Source organism: Streptomyces sp. NPDC088554 (genome assembly GCF_044752945.1).
GTDB lineage: Bacteria > Actinomycetota > Actinomycetes > Streptomycetales > Streptomycetaceae > Streptomyces.
Genome location: NZ_JBIVMF010000008.1, coordinates 1 through 16,055, shown reverse-complemented (window position 1 = coordinate 16,055; position 16,055 = coordinate 1). Strand labels below are relative to the sequence as shown.

The window sequence follows — 16,055 nt, the reverse complement described above, 5'->3', positions numbered from 1 at the left end:
GCACCCCACCGCCTTGCGATCACACGCACCGGACGCCGCCGGGCCCGCCGAGGTGCGCAATCTGCCGGCGTACGTCCTGGTGGAGCGGGGCCGCTGGACGGCGGCGCCGGAGCGGCTCCGGCTGATCGGGCCCTACGCGACCTCGTTCCCGTGGCTCTGTCTCACCGACGATCCGCTGGGCCGTTTCCTCGAAACGCGGGACGGTGTACGGGTCCGGGTGGCCCCGGCGACACCTTTGCGGAACCGGGCAGACCGCGCCGGGGCCCCTGGCCATTACGCTTGACCGTTGTGACCACCGCACGCCTCCCCCTCTTCCCGCTGAACGCGGTGCTGTTCCCGGGCCTCGTCCTGCCGCTCAACGTCTACGAGGAGCGTTATCGCTCGATCATGCGCGAGCTGCTCAAAACGGACGACTCGGAGCCGCGCCGCTTCGCCGTGGTCGCCATCCGTGACGGGCACGAGACGGCGATCACCGCGCCGGGGATGCCCGACGGGACGGCCCCGCCCGTACGCGGCCCGGCCGGCGGTTTCGGCCCCGAGCCGCTCGACTCCTTCCACCCGGTGGGCTGTGTCGCCGACGCGGCGACCATCAGGGAACGCCCCGACGGCAGCTTCGAGGTGGTCGCGACCGGCACCACCCGGGTCCGGCTGCGCTCGGTCGACGCGAGCGGCCCGTATCTGACGGGCGAGCTGGAGGACCTCCCCGAAGAGCCCGGCGAGGGCGCGGACGCCCTCGCCGAAGGCGTGCTGCGCGCCTTCCGGAACTACCAGAAGCGGCTGGCCGGAGCGCGTGAACGCTCCCTCTCCAGGAGCGACGACCTGCCGCGCGAAGCCTCGGTGGTCTCCTATCTGGTCGCCGCCGCCGCCGTACTCGACATCCCCACCAAGCAACGCCTCCTGGAAGCCCCCGACATCGCGGCCCGGCTGCGCGAGGAGCTGAAGCTCCTGCGCGCCGAGACCGCGGTCATCCGCCATCTCCCCTCGCTGCCCGCGGTGGACCTGACCCACGCGCCGACCAGCCCCAACTGAGCCCCGACCAGCCGTCGCCGACCGCTGACCGCTGACCGCTGACCGCTGACCGACCAACACCGCCGACCGCCGACCGACACGAGGAAGCACCGGCCTTGGCCAAGAAGCCGAAGAAGCAGTCCGGGGGCACCCCCGCGACGGTCGCACTGGCCGCCGCCGGGACCCCGTACACACTCCACGCGTACGCGCACGACCCGGCCGCCCCCTCGTACGGCGAGGAGGCCGCCGAGGCGCTGGGCGTCTCCCCCGACCGCGTCTTCAAGACCCTCGTCGCGGAGGTCGACGGCGACCTGACCGTGGCGGTCGTCCCGGTCGCCGGGTCGCTCGACCTCAAGGCTCTGGCGGCGGCGGTCGGCGGCAAGCGCGCCGCCCTGGCCGACCCGGCCGCGGCGGAACGCGCCACGGGCTATGTCCTCGGCGGTATCTCCCCGCTCGGCCAGCGCAAACGGCTCCGTACCGTCCTGGACTCCTCGGCCGCGGCCCACCCCACGGTCTGTGTCTCGGCGGGCCGCCGCGGCCTGGAGGTGGAGCTGTCCCCGGCCGACCTGGCCGCTCTCACAGCAGCCGTGACAGCGCCGGTCGCGAGGGCTCGGGCGGGGACGGGATCGAGCCCCTCCGGCGCTTGAGGACAGCGACGGCCGCCCGCGCCGCGCCTACGCCGCCGGCGGGGTGGGCGGCGTGGGCGTCCAGTCCCACTCCGGCTCCGGGTCGCGCGGCCCGAAGAGCGCCGTCAGCGCCAGGTGGACCACCATCGCGGCGATCGGCCACGCCAACAACGCGCCCTTCGCGTTCAGTTCGAGCGGCGCGTCGAAGGTGGCCCCCTTGCCCACCGCCTTCGCGTGGGCCACCACGTCCGAGGTCGGCCCGAACGACGTACCGAACTTCCAGGCGACCACCGCGCCGAGCAGCCCGCCCAGCGCGAGCCCCGCCACCAGGACGACGCCGCCGCGCCGGTGGAAGAGGAAGACCAGCAGCGCGCTGACCGCGCCGAACGCGAGGGCCAGCAGCAGAAACGTACCGTCGGCGGCGATGGCCTCCTCGCCCTCCGTGTCCTTGAGGAAGACCGCCGTCTCGTCCGACACCAGCGGGACCCGGGGCGCCAGCCAGAGCCACAGCAGTCCGAGCGCCAGCCCGGCCAGCGCCAGCACCGCCAGGACCACGACCGCCTGCCGCGCCTCGGTCCGCATCCCGGGGCCGTCGTCCACATCGGCGGCGACCGGGTAGGGAGACACCCCGGCGGGCGGTGTCTGCCAGGGATCGTCGTGCGGCGGCTGGTGGGGAGGCGTCAGGGGTGCGGTCACTGTGCCATCGTGCCAGGCCCGGCGGGGCCCCGCCGCACCGGACCGGGGCTCAGCGGACGGCCGCTTTCCGGTACGCCCACGTCGCCACGGCCAGCGAACAGACCCCGACCGCCGCGCACACCCCGAGGTCGAGGGCGACCACCGCCCAGTCGGGGTGCGTGTCGAACGTACGGGCGAGGGCCTCGACACCGTACGTCGACGGCAGCAGATCCCGCGCCCAGCCGATCGGCTCCGGCAGCCGGTCCGCGGGCAGCACGCCCAGCAGCAGCGCGGCGGACATCCCCAGCTGGCCGAGGAGCGTCGCCAGCTCCGGGCGGGGCGCGAGCAGCCCGAGGGCCGCGCCGAGCCCGGCGAGGGCGGCGCCGGACAGCGGGATGACCGCGGCCAGCACCCACAGATGCGTGAGCGGCAGCTGGAAGAGCAGGCTGCCGGTGACGGCCGTGACCAGGGTGCCGGGCACAGTGAAGGAGGCATACGCACCGGCCGCGCCCAGCACCACCGCCGCGGGCGGCACCGGCAGCGTCGCGTAGTGGTCGAGCCCTCCGTTGGCCCGGAGCTGGCCGAAGTACTGGGCCAGCAGATTGAGCGCCACGAACGCGACGACCAGCACGCTCGACCCGGCGACGACGGCCCGCGCCTCGGCGCCCCCGTCGACGACCCCGCGCATCAGGATCATGATCCCGACCGACTGGAAGGTCGCCACGAAGAGCAGCGGGATCCGGGCGACCCTGGCCCGGGACAGCTGGGCGCGGTAGACGGCGGCGAGCGAGGGCAGCAGCCGCGCCCGGGGCGCGAGGGGCGCGGGCGGCTCGGCATGGTTCTCTCGCGCGGTCGCGGTCCGGATCCTCCGGGACACTGCCTCCGCGGGCACGATGCTCACCTGGCGCTGCTCCTTGTCGTTACGGCCTCGACGGGCCCCACCCTGCCACGGGAACCGGCCTCCCGGCCCCACCCGGGCAGGGAGCACCCGGCCCGCGCGCTCGTCCCCGGGGACCGCCCGGGACCCCGGGCCCGGCCGCCCGCACCCTCCGCGCGGCCCCCTGCCCGGCCGCTCATGCCTTCACCAGCCCCTGCGCCCGGCCGCCGAGCGCCAGATAGACATCCTCCAGGCTCGGTGTCGCGAGCGTGAAGTCGTCCAGCGCCGCGAAGGCCGCGCCGCCGGTCACCGCGGCGACCGCCGCGCGGGCCTCGTCGGGGGCGAGCCGCAGGACCCAGCGGCGCCCCGACTCCTGCGCGGATCCGCGCAGCGCGGCGACCTCGGGGACCTCCAGCGGGGCGCGTTCGCGCCACACCAGCTCGACCCGTACCTCGCCCGCGACCTCCTGCTTCAGCCCGGACGGCGTGTCGCAGGCGATGACCTTGCCGCGCTCCAGCACGGCGACCCGGTCGAGCACGGTCTCCGCCTCGATGACGTTGTGGGTGACCAGCAGTACGGTCGCGCCGCGCTCCACCCGGCGCCGGTCCACCGCCGCCCACACGGCCCGCCGTGCGACGGGGTCCATGCCGGTGGTCGGTTCGTCCAGGACGAGTACGGGCCGCTCCCCCACCAGCGCCGTGGCGAAGCAGGCGAGCCGGCGCTGACCGCCGGACAGCTTCTTCAGGGGCCGCCCCGCGATCTCGGTGAGCCCCAGCTCGTCGAGGACCTCGTCCCGTTCGGCGCGGGCCGCCGCGAGCGTGAGCCCGCGCAGCCGGCCGGTGGTCTCGGCGGCGAGCGAGACGGTCAGTTCGTCGAGGGCGGTCGATTCCTGTCCCAGATAGCCGATGAGCCGGGAGGCCCGCTCCGGGTGGTGCACCAGATCGTGGCCGAGGATCTCGACCTCGCCCGAGTCGGGCCGCATCAGACCGGTGAGCTGCCGTACGAGCGTGGACTTGCCCGCGCCGTTGGGGCCGAGCAGCCCGAAGACCTCGCCCCGCCGTACGTCCAGCGAGATGCCGTCCGTGGCCCGTACCTCCGGCGTCGCCGGTGTCCCTCGCCTGCCGCGCGCGGCGGGGTACGTCTTGACCAGATCGCGCACCACACACACCGTACTCACGAACAACGACCTTACGGGTGCGGCGCCGTCCGATGGCGGCGGGGGTGCCGTTCCCTGCCGCGACCGGGCCTCAGCACCCGGCTCTCAGCCGCCGGACGGCACCTCCGCGTCGGCCCGTACGTCGATCTCGCGCCAGAAGCCCGCCCTGATCGCGTACCGGTCGTGCTCGTCGATCTGGTCGTCCTTGTGCGCCAGCAGCCCGAAGCGCGCCGCGTACCGCAGCAGTTCGCCGTCGATGCGGTGCGGGACGCGCGGGTACATCACGGACAGCTTCTGTACGTGCCCCGTCTCCGGGAGCCGTTCCATCCAGCGGCGGGCGAAGACCTGGCCGACCTCGAACGGGTCGCCGCCGACCGTGGTGATGTCCTCCTCGCGGTCGGCCCAGCGCTGCTCCGCGCTGGTGAGCTGGGCCAGTGTCGGCAGCGACGCCGTCTCGGGCGGCTCGCCCGCCGTACCGCTGCCGGGGCGCTCGACCCAGCCCTTGTCGGAGGACCAGCGCAGGGTGGCGCCCGTGGGCTGGGGCTGGGGGGCGGACAACTGGGCGCCGGGGGCGCGCAGGGCCGCCAGGTCCTTGGGGGTGGGAACGACCCCCTTCGCCGAGCGGCTCTCGGGGCTGTCCTCGGCGGGCGGCTCCACCGGCGCGGCCGAGCCGTCGCGCTCGCCGCCGCCGCTCTGCCCGGACTCGGGGAGCGGCGCGGAGAGGATCGCCGCGATCTCCGGGCGCGGCACCGGCGAGGGCGCGCAGATCCCGCCCAGCTCCTTCGCCCGGACGGCCTTGGTGATCCAGATCCGGTCGAGGACCCGCCGCTCGTCGGCCTCGGCGACCAGGTCCTCGGACTGGTTGTAGTCGCCGTCGGCGGCCTGTACGGCCCAGAGGTGGACGGCGACGCCGTGCTCCTTCGCCGACATCAGGCCGGGCAGCAGATCGCCGTCACCGGTCACCAGCACCACGTCCGAGCAGGCGCGGTTCCTGGCCAGCTCGGTCAGCTCGGCGTGCATCGCCGCGTCGACGCCCTTCTGTGCCCAGCGCCCGTCGCTGCGGGTCAGCGCGCCGAGCCTGACGGTGACGCGGGGCATCACCCGCAGCCTCCGGTGCTCGGGCTGCGGGACCCGGTCGGGGGCGCCGTCGAACCAGTAGATACGGAGCAGCGGCTGTTCCGTATCCGCCTCGGCCCGTTCTCGCAGTCCCTGGATGAGGGCGGCGTGGTCGACGGTGATGCGGGAACGGGCCGGTTCTCCGGCGAGGAGACTCGCGGCGGCACCCAGCAGATATCCGGCGTCCACCAGGACGACGCAGCGGTCCACGTGTTCCACCTTCTTTCGGGAACCTCGGGCTTCGGAACCTCGGGACCCGAAGATCGGGAGGCTGGGGGTCAATCGTCCGGGGTTACTCAGGGTTTCCCTGGAGTCTGCCCGACCGCGAGATGCTTAACGTCCGGAACTCGATCATCGGCGTGGCGTATTACCGGTCCGCTCCGATGAAGAGGTGCCACTCCACACGGTGATGATCCAAAATGCGGCGTTTAGCGGGCTATGTGAGGCTGAATGCGGCCGACGTCCCTCGAACATACCCGCAGGAGGCATCACCATGGCCAAGCACAAGAATCGCGATCGCGCCAATAAACAGAACCCGCGTTCGGAAGCGGAGCGTGGATCCGAGGATTCGAAGACCTCGTCCATGGAGGACCGCTCCGAACAACGGCTGTCGCAGATAGCGCCGACGGACGTGGCACACAAGCGGCAGAAGCGCTTCGGCCACAACTGACGCCGACCCGCCCATACGGATGAGGGGCGCGCCCACAACCGGGCGCGCCCCTCACCGCCGTACCGATGTCCGCCCGGCCGGGTCGCTACACGCAAGAGCCCCGGAGCAACTTTGCGTGATAGTCCGAGGTCACCGTTTCACCGTCCCGGCGGTCGCCTCGGGGCCCCTGGGGCTCAGGGCTTCACCGGGAACCGAGGGATAGGGTGGGCGCTTCCCACGAACCTTCCTCGGAGGAGCCCGTCCGGTGGCCGACAGCTTTGTTCACCTGCACAATCACACCGAATACTCAATGCTCGACGGCGCCCAGCGGCTCGGTCCGATGTTCGCCGAGGTCGCTCGTCAGGAGATGCCGGCGATCGCCATGAGCGATCACGGCAACATGTTCGGAGCGTACGAGTTCCAGCAGGTGGCCAAGAAGTTCGACGGTGTGAAGCCGATCATCGGCATCGAGGCGTACGTCGCGCCGTCATCACGCCGCAACCGCAAGCAGGAGTTCTGGGGACCTGGTGGAGTCCGGGCGATGTCTGACGACGGCGAGGGATCGAAGGATGTCTCCGGAGGCGGTCGCTTTACCCACATGACGATGTGGGCACAGAATGTCCAGGGTTTGCGAAACCTCTTCTACATGTCGACCGAAGCGTCGTACACGGGCCAGTTCCCGGCCGGCAAGCCTCGCATGGACATGGAGCTGATCTCCGAGAACTCCAGCGGAATCATTGCGACAACCGGCTGTCCTTCCGGAGCGATCCAGACCAGGCTGCGCCTGAACCAATACGACGAGGCCCGGGAAGTCGCCGGGGCATACCAGGACATCTTCGGGAAAGAAAACTACTTCCTCGAACTGATGGACCACGGACTGGACTTGGAGCGCAATGTCCGCGCCGATCTTTTGCGACTGGCAAAGGATCTCAATATTCCGCTGCTGGCCACGAACGACGCTCATTACGTTCTCGAAGAGCACGCTGACGCCCACGACAACCTCCTGTGCATTGGCGTGGGAAAGAACAAGGACGACCCGAATCGCTTCCGGTTCAACGGCAGCGGCTACTACCTCAAGACGGCCGCCCAGATGCGGGAGCTGTTCTCCGAACTTCCCGAGGCATGCGACAACACACTACTGATCGCAGAGCGCATCGAGTCGTACGAAGAGGTCTTCACCCCCGAGGACGAGATGCCGCAGTACCCGGATGTCCCCGAGGGGGAAACCCAGGAATCGTGGCTGCGCAAGGATGTCCTCAAGGGCCTTGAGATGCGCTACGGGTCACCGATCCCCGATCATGTCATGGAACGGTTCGAGACCGAGATGACGGTCATCGGCCCGATGGGTTTCTCCTCGTACTTCCTTGTTGTCGCCGACATCTGTCGACATGCCCGCGACAACAAGATCCCCGTCGGTCCCGGTCGTGGATCTGCCACCGGTTCGATCGTCGCGTACGCCACCCGTATCACCGAGCTGTGCCCGCTGGAGCACGGACTTCTTTTCGAGCGGTTCCTGAACCCCGAGCGCATCAACCCTCCGGATGTCGACCTCGACTTCGACGACCGCCAGCGCGATGCCATGGTGCGTTATGTCGTCTCGAAGTACGGCGATGAATACACCGCCATGGTGAATACCTTCGGAAAGCTCAAGGCAAAGAACGCGATCAAAGATACATCGCGACTTCTCGGCTACCCCTTCTCACATGGCGAACGGATCACGAAGGCCCTGCCTCCGGATGTCATGGGAAAAAGCATCCCGATCAACGGAATCTTTGATTCGAGCCACCCCCGGCACGGCGAGGCCAGCGAGATCCGGGCACTGTACGAGAACGAACCGGACGTCAGGAAGGTCATTGACGGAGCAAAGGGCGTAGAGGGACTGATCCGTAACACCGGAGTTCACGCCGCAGCGGTCATCCTGTCGAAGACCAAACTCACCGAACGTATCCCGCTGCACATGCGCGCCAAGGACGGCGTGAAAATCACCGGATTCGACTACCCCAGTTGCGAGGACATGGGGCTGGTCAAAATGGACTTCCTTGGCCTGAGGAACCTGGGCGTCATCGATCAGGCGATTCAGAACGTCCGCGAAAACCGTGGGGTCAACATCACGACAGATGCTGTCCCGCAGAACGGCGCCCAGTCGATTCCCTTGGACGACGCCACCACCTTCCAACTGCTGGCACGCGGTGACACCTTCGGCGTGTTCCAGCTCGACGGCGGCGGTATGCGCACACTGCTGAAGCTGATGGAGCCGAGCCGATTCGAGGACATCGCGGCAGCACTCGCGCTGTACCGTCCGGGTCCGATGGCGGCCAACGCTCACACCAACTACGCGCACCGTAAAACCGGTCGTCAGACCATCGACCCCATCCATCCGGAGCTTGAGTCCGCTCTGGAACCCATTCTCGGCACGACGTTCCATCTGCTGGTCTACCAAGAGCAGATCATGGCCATCGCCCGGCAGCTCGCCAACTACACCCTCGGTGGCGCCGACCTGTTGCGCCGCGCCATGGGAAAGAAGAAACCCGAGGTACTGGCAGCCGAGTGGGAGAAATTCCACGGAGGAATGCAGGACAACAACTACTCCGAGGAGTCCATCAAGGCTCTGTGGGACGTCATGCTCCCGTTCTCGGGCTACGCCTTCAACAAGTCCCACACCGCAGGGTATGGACTCGTCTCCTACTGGACCGCCTACCTCAAGGCAAACTACCCGGCCGAGTACATGGCCGCGCTGCTCACCTCGGTCGGAGACGACAAGGACAAGGCTGCCATTTATCTGGCTGATGCCCGAAAGCTAGGGGTTCAGGTTCTTCCCCCGGACATCAACGAGTCCGTTGCCGACTTCACCGCCATCGGCGACAACGTACGGTTCGGCCTCCGCTCGGTACGCAACGTCGGCGAAGGAGTGATCGAGTCTCTGGTCGCCTCCCGGAAGTCCAAGGGGAAGTATTCTTCCTTCCCGGACTTCCTCGACAAGGCCGAAATCGCCGCGCTGAACAAGCGGGCGGTGGAGTCCCTGATCAAGGCCGGCGCCTTCGACTCACTCCAGCACAGCCGTAAGGGATTGTCGGCTGTACACGAGGACGCGATCGACTCGGTCATCCCGGTGAAAAAGGCTGCCTCATTCGGCCAGGATGATCTATTCGCAGGGATCGGTGGGGGTAGCGACGACGGTCCTTCATTCGGTCTCGACTTTGCCATCGATGAGGGCGAGTGGCCCCGCAAACAGCTCTTGGCCACAGAGCGGGAGATGCTTGGCCTCTATGTTTCGGCACACCCGCTGGACGGAACCGAACACATCCTGTCCCGCCACCGAGACACGACGATCAGCGAACTTCTCGGCTCGGGCCGCACCGAAGGTGTCGTGAAACTTTCCGGGCTCATCACCGGAGTGGATCGCCGTATGACCAAGCAAGGCAACGCCTGGGCAATCGTGAACCTCGCGGACCGAGACGGCGCGATGGAGGTCCTCTTCTTCCCCGCGGTCTACAACCTCATCGCGGCGGCCCTGATCGAGGACACCGTGGTCTCGGTGGAGGGCCGGCTCAATGAGAGGGACGGGGTCGTCAATATCTACGGTCAGGAACTCAAGGTGATCGACGTCTCCTCAGCCGAGCACGGCGGCAGACCTCCTGTGCAGCTCGCGTTCCACGCACATCGGGTCAACGAGCTTGCGGTAGCCGAGCTGAAGCGCATCCTCACAGCTCACAGGGGCGAAAGCCCAGTAAGGATGCGCGTCCAGACACCAGCGAAGACCGTCGTGTACGAGCTGGGATACCTGGTCGACCCCAATGCCGTTGCTTCCGACATCAAGGGAGCCTTCGGAACGGACGCCTGGATCGGTATCGCGTGAACCACAGCGGTACGAAGCCGATGTGACTCGGCCGAAGGCCGAGTACGAAAACGGCTGAACGAAGAACGGTGAAGTAAAGCGCGCGCTGACAGGTACGTCCTGTCAGCGCGCGCCTCTGTGCCACGAGTCTTACTGTCCGGAGGGTCGGGCGAGCGATGACTTCAGGCTGACCGTGGTCTCCGGCCTGAGAGCGGCGTTGTCCTGGACAGCACCGCAGTTGTTGGCACCGGCCCCGATGATGCCGATGGAGGCCAGTTCTGTATAAGCATCCACATCGGCGGCTGTCACTCCGAGGCCAGGTGCGTCGAGGCTCAGGGGCTTCGGTTCAACGATGCCTGAAACATCGCCAGTGGCGAAAGCGCTCATATCCGTCTCCTTCTGTGCGGTGTATGTGCGAGTCAGATGGTCACGTGTGCAACCACCACAACGGCCGTCTGGCCGTCTTCCAGCGGTCGCACCGTGCTGGTGAGCCAGCCAGGTGCAACCGCCAGCAGCCCGGGGACCGGACGGAACGTGAACTCCCGCCCCCAGGGCAGACCAGGCATCGCGGTCCTCTCGCTCCCCGCCCGGGGATCGAGAAGGGCCACGGACCCGGAGTCTTGATGGCGCGGTCCGGTCGCGCTGATGAAGCACCAACCGATCAGGTCGTCCGGCGAGGAATCCTGTGGAACCTCATGCCCGGGGCGCCAGATTTCGGCGGTCAGACGGATGCTCGGTGTAAACGTGATGGCGGGGAGACCACCATTGGCCCCATACCCCTGGAGACTCTTCACCGCATCCAGGAACTGAGCCTGGAGTTCGTCGGGGTCGCGGAGCAGCCCATCGAGGGGAACCGCTTCACACTGCGCGCCATCGACACTGATGACCGGGGCCGGGTCTTGAACTACGCCGCTCAAATCCAGTGTGCGGACCGCACATGCTGTTTCCCACAGACGGGTGACCGTTTTCGGGCCGGTTTTGATGAGGCTACTCATGACAGGGCCTCCGTCGTCCCGAATCCGGCGTTCCAGGCGATACAGATACGGGTGCCCTCTCCATGCAGGGTTGCCTTCACCGAGTGAGGCAGCCAGGAAGGAAAGCCGACGAGGATCCCGGGCCGGGGCTGTACCGCATAGACACCAGGGCTGGCTTGGCGCGCGACGGCTGCGGGACGGGGATCGAGCAGCTGAAGCAATCCGGCATCGGGACCGACACCGCCGGTCTCGATGTAATACGTGCCGGAAAACACGGAGTCGTGGTGGGTGTGCTGCCGGTGGCTACCACCTTCGTGATACACGACCGCCCAGCCCTCGGCTTCGATCTCCGACTTGTCGAAGACAGTGCCGGCCAGCTCTTCGTTGTCCGAGAGACAGTCACGAGTCAGATCACGGATCGCGGAGAGGATACGTCCCCGCAGCCAGTCCACGGCGGGATGGTCCCAACGCAGAATGTCAAGACTGGACTTCTGCGCACCGATCACGCCGAAGGTGTATTCCGCCTGTTTCTTCTCGGCGTCAAGGATCAATGTACGCAGTTGGTCGTTCATCTCGGTGACGGTCTCCGGGCCGAGACCGGGTTCTTCCATGGCAGCCAAGTCCGCCTGATAGAACGGTGTGGGCCAGGTCAGGAATGTCGTCGCTGTCGGAACAACAGTCGTCTTCATAAAGCCTCCTGGAGATAGCGGGTCAGGGCTCTCCCCGTGTCGGTCAGTTCTTTGTCCAGACCGTTGAGCAGTACGAGACAGCCACGTCCGTACTCGGTGAAGAATGCGATGCGTTCCTCCGCCCCGGGGCAGTCTCCACCGGCCGCCCGGTACATGCGAACAGTGCTGGCGGCAACGTGTGCGGCACCGATGACCTCTCGGGGCGCTCGACCGGATGTACCGGAGGGCAGGGTCACACGGCGTGCCTCCGGAACATCCAGGGGCCACAGTTCCTCAATGAGATAGAGCCATTGATGGCACTGCTCATGAAGCAGGAGTTCCCTCAAAACCTGCTGGCCGTCGAACGCTGCATCGGAGAGCAGAATGTGCTGCGGCCACAGGTAGAAGGAGGCGGAGAGAGCGGGGTTCGAACGCTCCAGCAACCGATAACGGACCGGCAGGCTCAGCAGCGAACGCCAAGCCGGGACAATCCCGGAGAGATATTCCGTGGCCTCCCCGACGCTCCGCATCCTGATCCGGGAGACCTCTCGGGACTGAACCACGACAGCTTGGGGACGTGTCCTTACTGCTGTATCGGGGGAGAGCCAGGAAACGAAGTCAGTCTTGCCGGGAAGGCCGGTGAGCTTCATCTCCTGGGCGCGATACTGCCGCACGGCAACCGCTGCGGAAGCAAGTCTCGATACCACAAAGTCATCGTTGACAAAGGGCACACCCCGAAGAGCCGTCAGATCGAGGCGACTTTGATGGGTGCTCATACCTGCTCCCTCGCCGATGCAGTGTGCCGCAGCCGGTCGTGCTCGTAGATCTTCCAGGAAGGAAACATCACGCTGGGCCGTACAGGAACACGGATGAACATCTGAGACTGAGCGAGCGGCGCTGCCTCCAGGGATCTGGGGAGATAGCCGGTGCCTGAGCGACGACCGGTCTGAAGGCAAGGAACGGGATAGCCGGCGTACGGGTTCCCGACGAACAGCTCATCCACTTCCGGAAGGGTGCGTGCAACCAGTTCCGGACCGCACACCAGTCCGTCGTAGTGGTCGTAACCGAACGACGCGTGACCGATGTTGAAGTCATCCACGACGACGATGCCGGCGATGATGGAGATCAACTCGTCCTGAAGGGGCCAGCGGGAATTCCAGTGCGCATCCAGATACACAAGAGGCCGCGCCAGGCCAGAGAGGAGGGTCAGCATGAGTTCGCCCGAGTCGCCCAGATAGACGTCCACGTTCTCTCGGCATCGAAGCCTCTGGCGTGTAAATCCGGCGCTTCGTGGATCAACATCACACGTGCGTACTGGAAGGTGCGGGTAGAGACGGGCCAGATATTCGGTTGTGTCACCGAGAAAGCAACCGGCCTCGGCAATTCCATCGCACCCATAGGCACGGATCAAGAAGTCGACCTGAATCGCGGTGACGATGTCGAACCCGAAGGGTCCTCCACCATCACTCAACTTCTCCCGCCCAACACGCGGAACTGTGTAGAAAGTACGCAGCAGCGTATCTAGGGCCTGTTGATCAGCATCGATTACGGATGGCGTCATGGTTCCTCCATGAGTAAGCCGAGCATGGCGCGAGCGTGCAACATTCCGTTTCGTCTGGACCCTTCTCGAACCGATTCTTTCCAGCCGCTATGAGAACGGATCAGGTGGGAGCGGCGGTAGTTGGACACGCCCGGTCACGATCGCCTCCTCGGCGTATCCGTAAAATCGCGCTCGCGTATCGGTATCGCCCCGGGGACCCCGCTCACCCCACTCCACGACGTAGTACGAGTCCGGAGCGGGAGCCCATCTCTGCCGTGGCAGGAGAAAACCGGGGCGGCCCCGAAGCACATCGCATACCGCCCTCGCGTTACTCAAACCGCTGACGATGAAGTACCCACCACGTCGCCGTCCACCGACCGGCACAGCCAGCAACGGGGCCCGGAAAACCTGGATCGCAACGCTGTCGTCCAAAAGACGACGGTCAGCCAGCCCGGCGCCAAGGTATTCGTAGTCATAGGCGTCGTGTGCGGGCCATACCTTGATCGTAGATCGCGGATACATTGCTGCTGGAACGCTCGGGGCGGTTGCCTTCACTGGGTGTCATCCCTACTGGCAAGGTCCCGGGCGGAAGATACAGAGGGCGACTCCCTCAGCCGGGCCAGAACGCGTTCCAGAGTGGCGAGGTCGTGACTCCATTTCCTGACAGGTACGGCGAAGTCCGGGGTGGGATAGGCCGGAGTGGGACAGGCCGGGACGATCTCAGCAGCCATCCGGTCTCTGGTCAATCCCTCCTCCTGGCAACTACATGGGCACGTACTGTCTTGCCACCGCCCCGGCACGGGAACCACTCAAGTTGGGCTCCTACGGCCCGAATCACCAGAAGTCCTCTGCCGCCCTCGGCATCGTCCGGCGGGCAGGCCAGCACTTCGTCAAAGTGTGGGAACACGGCAAGCCGGTCGGACACATCGAGGAGAAGACCACCCTCTTCAAGTACGGCTACGCGTACGGTGAGCGTTTCGCCGACGATCCGGCCGTGGTTGATCGCATTCGAAACAAGTTCCGAAACGATGAGGACCATGTCCTCCACGTCACCGGCCCAACCCATTGCCGTCAGATTTCGGCGGACATGTATCCGGGCGAGACCCACCGACCCCTCCACCATGGCGTAGTCCGTCGACCACACGCGCGCCACCGGCACAGCGCCGATCCGCATGGTTCTCATCACGGTCACAGGTCCCTCCCTGGCGGACGGGTCCAGACCCGACCGCTCTCGGATCTCCAAGAGCCATACGACCGGTAGTTGCCAGGGCAACGGATCGGCCTGACAACTACCCGTACCCGGACGATTCGTGCCGAGAAGGTCGCTCCACCAGACTGTCCCAACGAGTCATTAGGATTCAAGAGAATCCCCTCAGAATCCTCTCTGAGGACTAAACTGGAAAATGCCAGAGACCGCCCATGGGTCGGCACACCGAACCCGTGGGGTAGCAGACTGCGCGTGTCAGCGATGATGGCGCGCACATACGCTGAGGAGGGAAGCAGTTGCCAGCTCGACCGAGGCCAACCGGCCGCCGCATCGCACTGGGCCAGGAACTCCGCCGCCTGCGATCAACCACCGGCTTCACACTGCAAGACGCGTCGGACGGACTGCCGTTCTCCGAAGCGATGCTGCAACGCGTCGAAACGGGCCTTTCCTCCCTGCGCCGGTCCAGCCATCTGCGTGACCTCCTCGAACGGTACGGAGTCACTGACGAGGAGGTCGTCGAGGAGCTGTTGAGCATCCAGCGGGAGGCATCGAGCGAGGAGTGGGTGGCGGACTTCAAGGACGCGATGACACCGCCCCTGATGTCGAAGTTCGTGGGTATCGAGGAAGGAGCCCGAATGATTCGGGCGTTCCACCCTCTGCTGCCCTGGGGGAGTCTTCAGACCGAGCGGTACGCACGCGCCATCTTCGCGATGCAACAACCCGTGCTGGAAGTGACAACAGAGTCCGTGGACAAGGCCGTGAGGCTGAGGATGCGGCGTCGCGAGTTCCTCACCCGTGACGAAGATCCAGTGACACTGCACGCCATCATCGGGGAGCCGGCGTTCCGCCACATCGTGGGCAGCGTTGATGTCGTACGGGAACAGTGCGAGGAGATCGTCAAGCTCTCGGAGAGCAAGAACGTGACGATCCAGGTCCTGCCCTCGGCCGGAAAGCGCTATCGCTTCGCCGGCGACTTCAGCATTCTGGACATGGGGGACGTGCTGCCGTCCCAAGTCCAGGTGGATACCGCGTGGGGTGCTCTGTCGATGTCCGGCAAGCCCCGCGATGTAGGGGTTTTCACTCGACGGTTCGAGCGGCTCACCGCGTCCGCTCTCCCCCCGGAGGAAACCCCAGATTTTATCCGAAAACTAGCGCGAGAGATCACATGACCAACACACAGATACGTCACCTCCCCGACCGCCCATGGTTCAAGTCTTCCTACTCGGAAGGCAGCGGCAACGCCTGTGTGGAGGTCGCCTTCGCGTCAGGCACGGTCAAGGTACGCGACTCCAAGGACATAAACCTTCCCGCCCTGACCATGTCACCCACATCCTGGGCACTCTTCATTCCCACTGTTGCCGACTGAACCAGCGAACAGGAGCGTTCCCCTTCCTCGGTCAGTGACTCGACGAGGAAGGAACGCCATGCAGCAGCGACTCCCTGCCCTCCTGGGAGCACAGCGGGGACAGCCGATCGGCGCTCATCAACTCCGAGATCCTTCACCTGCTGGAAAGCCGCTCTCCGGGCTCCCATGACGGGCAGCGGTTCGTCCGGCGGCGCATCGTCCACCGCTCTCACAGCACACGGGAATCCGGGTTCCGCTCGCGCCTGAAGAACAGGGCGTCCCCGTGTCAACGGCCTCGTAGTGCTCCCCGTGGGCGGCCAGTGATCTTCCCCGCTGGTGGCCTCGTGGGTGTCCCTGGTGGCGGCCAGATAATCTCCCC

18 protein-coding genes are annotated in these 16,055 nt (G+C 66.4%); 7 read left to right on the top strand and 11 right to left on the bottom strand.

All coding sequences use genetic code 11. The features are described 5' to 3' along the window. Positions 1-13: 13 nt before the first annotated feature. From ACIP8W_RS11600 to ybaK, 3 genes are all read left to right on the top strand, one after another. Positions 14-283, top strand: a complete 270-nt coding sequence (locus tag ACIP8W_RS11600; protein WP_401948680.1) for a hypothetical protein — start codon at positions 14-16, stop codon at positions 281-283. A gap of 5 nt (positions 284-288) precedes the next feature. Next, positions 289-1,029 (top strand): LON peptidase substrate-binding domain-containing protein, encoded by a 741-nt coding sequence (locus tag ACIP8W_RS11595; RefSeq protein ID WP_401948678.1) that lies wholly within the window; start codon positions 289-291, stop codon positions 1,027-1,029. A 95-nt stretch (positions 1,030-1,124) separates the two neighbouring features. Then, positions 1,125-1,655, top strand: a complete 531-nt coding sequence (gene ybaK / locus ACIP8W_RS11590) for a Cys-tRNA(Pro) deacylase (protein ID WP_401948675.1) — start codon at positions 1,125-1,127, stop codon at positions 1,653-1,655. A gap of 27 nt (positions 1,656-1,682) precedes the next feature. On the opposite strand, the gene ACIP8W_RS11585 is transcribed toward ybaK, so the two are convergent. The 4 genes from ACIP8W_RS11585 to ACIP8W_RS11570 form a co-directional block, all read right to left on the bottom strand. Further along, positions 1,683-2,330 (bottom strand): DUF2567 domain-containing protein, encoded by a 648-nt coding sequence (locus ACIP8W_RS11585; protein WP_401948672.1) that lies wholly within the window; start codon positions 2,328-2,330, stop codon positions 1,683-1,685. A 49-nt stretch (positions 2,331-2,379) separates the two neighbouring features. After that, positions 2,380-3,210, bottom strand: a complete 831-nt coding sequence (locus ACIP8W_RS11580) for an ABC transporter permease (RefSeq protein WP_401948670.1) — start codon at positions 3,208-3,210, stop codon at positions 2,380-2,382. Positions 3,211-3,382: 172 nt separating this feature from the next. Continuing rightward, a complete protein-coding gene (locus tag ACIP8W_RS11575) occupies positions 3,383-4,354 on the bottom strand; it encodes an ABC transporter ATP-binding protein (RefSeq protein WP_401949493.1) in 972 nt (323 codons plus the stop codon). Between the two features lie 93 nt (positions 4,355-4,447). Beyond that, the gene (locus tag ACIP8W_RS11570; RefSeq protein ID WP_402154443.1) at positions 4,448-5,677 is read right to left on the bottom strand and encodes an NYN domain-containing protein; all 1,230 of its coding nucleotides are present in this window, start codon (positions 5,675-5,677) and stop codon (positions 4,448-4,450) included. Between the two features lie 274 nt (positions 5,678-5,951). Here ACIP8W_RS11570 and ACIP8W_RS11565 point away from each other — a divergent pair, with 274 nt between their 5' ends. After that, complete coding sequence (locus tag ACIP8W_RS11565; RefSeq protein ID WP_401948665.1) at positions 5,952-6,128, top strand: hypothetical protein; 177 nt, start codon at positions 5,952-5,954, stop codon at positions 6,126-6,128. 244 nt (positions 6,129-6,372) lie between these two features. Beyond that, positions 6,373-9,963: a DNA polymerase III subunit alpha gene (gene dnaE / locus ACIP8W_RS11560; protein WP_402151695.1), complete on the top strand. Its 3,591-nt coding sequence runs from the start codon at positions 6,373-6,375 to the stop codon at positions 9,961-9,963. A 129-nt stretch (positions 9,964-10,092) separates the two neighbouring features. Here dnaE and ACIP8W_RS11555 read toward each other — a convergent pair whose 3' ends face one another. From ACIP8W_RS11555 to ACIP8W_RS11525, 7 genes are all read right to left on the bottom strand, one after another. Beyond that, the gene (locus tag ACIP8W_RS11555; protein ID WP_401948660.1) at positions 10,093-10,329 is read right to left on the bottom strand and encodes a hypothetical protein; all 237 of its coding nucleotides are present in this window, start codon (positions 10,327-10,329) and stop codon (positions 10,093-10,095) included. 32 nt (positions 10,330-10,361) lie between these two features. Next, on the bottom strand, positions 10,362-10,937 hold the full coding sequence (locus tag ACIP8W_RS11550; protein ID WP_401948657.1) for a hypothetical protein: 576 nt from the start codon (positions 10,935-10,937) through the stop codon (positions 10,362-10,364). Continuing rightward, complete coding sequence (locus ACIP8W_RS11545) at positions 10,934-11,605, bottom strand: putative 2OG-Fe(II) oxygenase (RefSeq protein ID WP_401948654.1); 672 nt, start codon at positions 11,603-11,605, stop codon at positions 10,934-10,936. The genes ACIP8W_RS11550 and ACIP8W_RS11545 overlap by 4 nt, the downstream gene beginning before the upstream one ends. Then, positions 11,602-12,360 carry an aKG-HExxH-type peptide beta-hydroxylase gene (locus ACIP8W_RS11540; RefSeq protein ID WP_402151697.1) on the bottom strand — a complete coding sequence of 253 codons (759 nt, stop codon included), beginning with the start codon at positions 12,358-12,360 and terminating at the stop codon, positions 11,602-11,604. Before ACIP8W_RS11540 ends, ACIP8W_RS11545 begins: the two co-directional genes overlap by 4 nt. Further along, positions 12,357-13,145: a hypothetical protein gene (locus ACIP8W_RS11535; protein ID WP_402202780.1), complete on the bottom strand. Its 789-nt coding sequence runs from the start codon at positions 13,143-13,145 to the stop codon at positions 12,357-12,359. The genes ACIP8W_RS11540 and ACIP8W_RS11535 overlap by 4 nt, the downstream gene beginning before the upstream one ends. 87 nt (positions 13,146-13,232) lie before the next feature. Beyond that, positions 13,233-13,646, bottom strand: a complete 414-nt coding sequence (locus ACIP8W_RS11530) for a DUF6302 family protein (RefSeq protein WP_402151701.1) — start codon at positions 13,644-13,646, stop codon at positions 13,233-13,235. A gap of 220 nt (positions 13,647-13,866) precedes the next feature. Continuing rightward, positions 13,867-14,307 (bottom strand): ATP-binding protein, encoded by a 441-nt coding sequence (locus tag ACIP8W_RS11525; RefSeq protein ID WP_401949488.1) that lies wholly within the window; start codon positions 14,305-14,307, stop codon positions 13,867-13,869. Positions 14,308-14,627: 320 nt separating this feature from the next. Between ACIP8W_RS11525 and ACIP8W_RS11520 the strand changes: the two genes are divergently transcribed. Together ACIP8W_RS11520 and ACIP8W_RS11515 are read left to right on the top strand one after the other, a co-directional pair. Next, positions 14,628-15,500, top strand: coding sequence for a helix-turn-helix domain-containing protein (locus tag ACIP8W_RS11520; RefSeq protein ID WP_401948646.1), 873 nt, complete (start codon positions 14,628-14,630; stop codon positions 15,498-15,500). Next, positions 15,497-15,697, top strand: coding sequence for a DUF397 domain-containing protein (locus tag ACIP8W_RS11515; protein ID WP_401948643.1), 201 nt, complete (start codon positions 15,497-15,499; stop codon positions 15,695-15,697). The genes ACIP8W_RS11520 and ACIP8W_RS11515 overlap by 4 nt, the downstream gene beginning before the upstream one ends. Positions 15,698-16,055: the final 358 nt, after the last annotated feature.

What these genes read in the sequence shown, in the direction of transcription:
- ACIP8W_RS11515 (WP_401948643.1), top strand. Translation starts at nt 15,497, where the DNA reads ATGACCAACACACAGATACGTCACCTCCCCGACCGCCCATGGTTCAAG.
- ACIP8W_RS11565 (WP_401948665.1), top strand. Translation starts at nt 5,952, where the DNA reads ATGGCCAAGCACAAGAATCGCGATCGCGCCAATAAACAGAACCCGCGT.
- ACIP8W_RS11535 (WP_402202780.1), bottom strand. Translation starts at nt 13,145, where the DNA reads ATGACGCCATCCGTAATCGATGCTGATCAACAGGCCCTAGATACGCTG.
- ACIP8W_RS11525 (WP_401949488.1), bottom strand. Translation starts at nt 14,307, where the DNA reads ATGAGAACCATGCGGATCGGCGCTGTGCCGGTGGCGCGCGTGTGGTCG.
- ACIP8W_RS11530 (WP_402151701.1), bottom strand. Translation starts at nt 13,646, where the DNA reads ATGTATCCGCGATCTACGATCAAGGTATGGCCCGCACACGACGCCTAT.
- ACIP8W_RS11540 (WP_402151697.1), bottom strand. Translation starts at nt 12,360, where the DNA reads ATGAGCACCCATCAAAGTCGCCTCGATCTGACGGCTCTTCGGGGTGTG.
- ACIP8W_RS11545 (WP_401948654.1), bottom strand. Translation starts at nt 11,605, where the DNA reads ATGAAGACGACTGTTGTTCCGACAGCGACGACATTCCTGACCTGGCCC.
- ACIP8W_RS11555 (WP_401948660.1), bottom strand. Translation starts at nt 10,329, where the DNA reads ATGAGCGCTTTCGCCACTGGCGATGTTTCAGGCATCGTTGAACCGAAG.
- ACIP8W_RS11550 (WP_401948657.1), bottom strand. Translation starts at nt 10,937, where the DNA reads ATGAGTAGCCTCATCAAAACCGGCCCGAAAACGGTCACCCGTCTGTGG.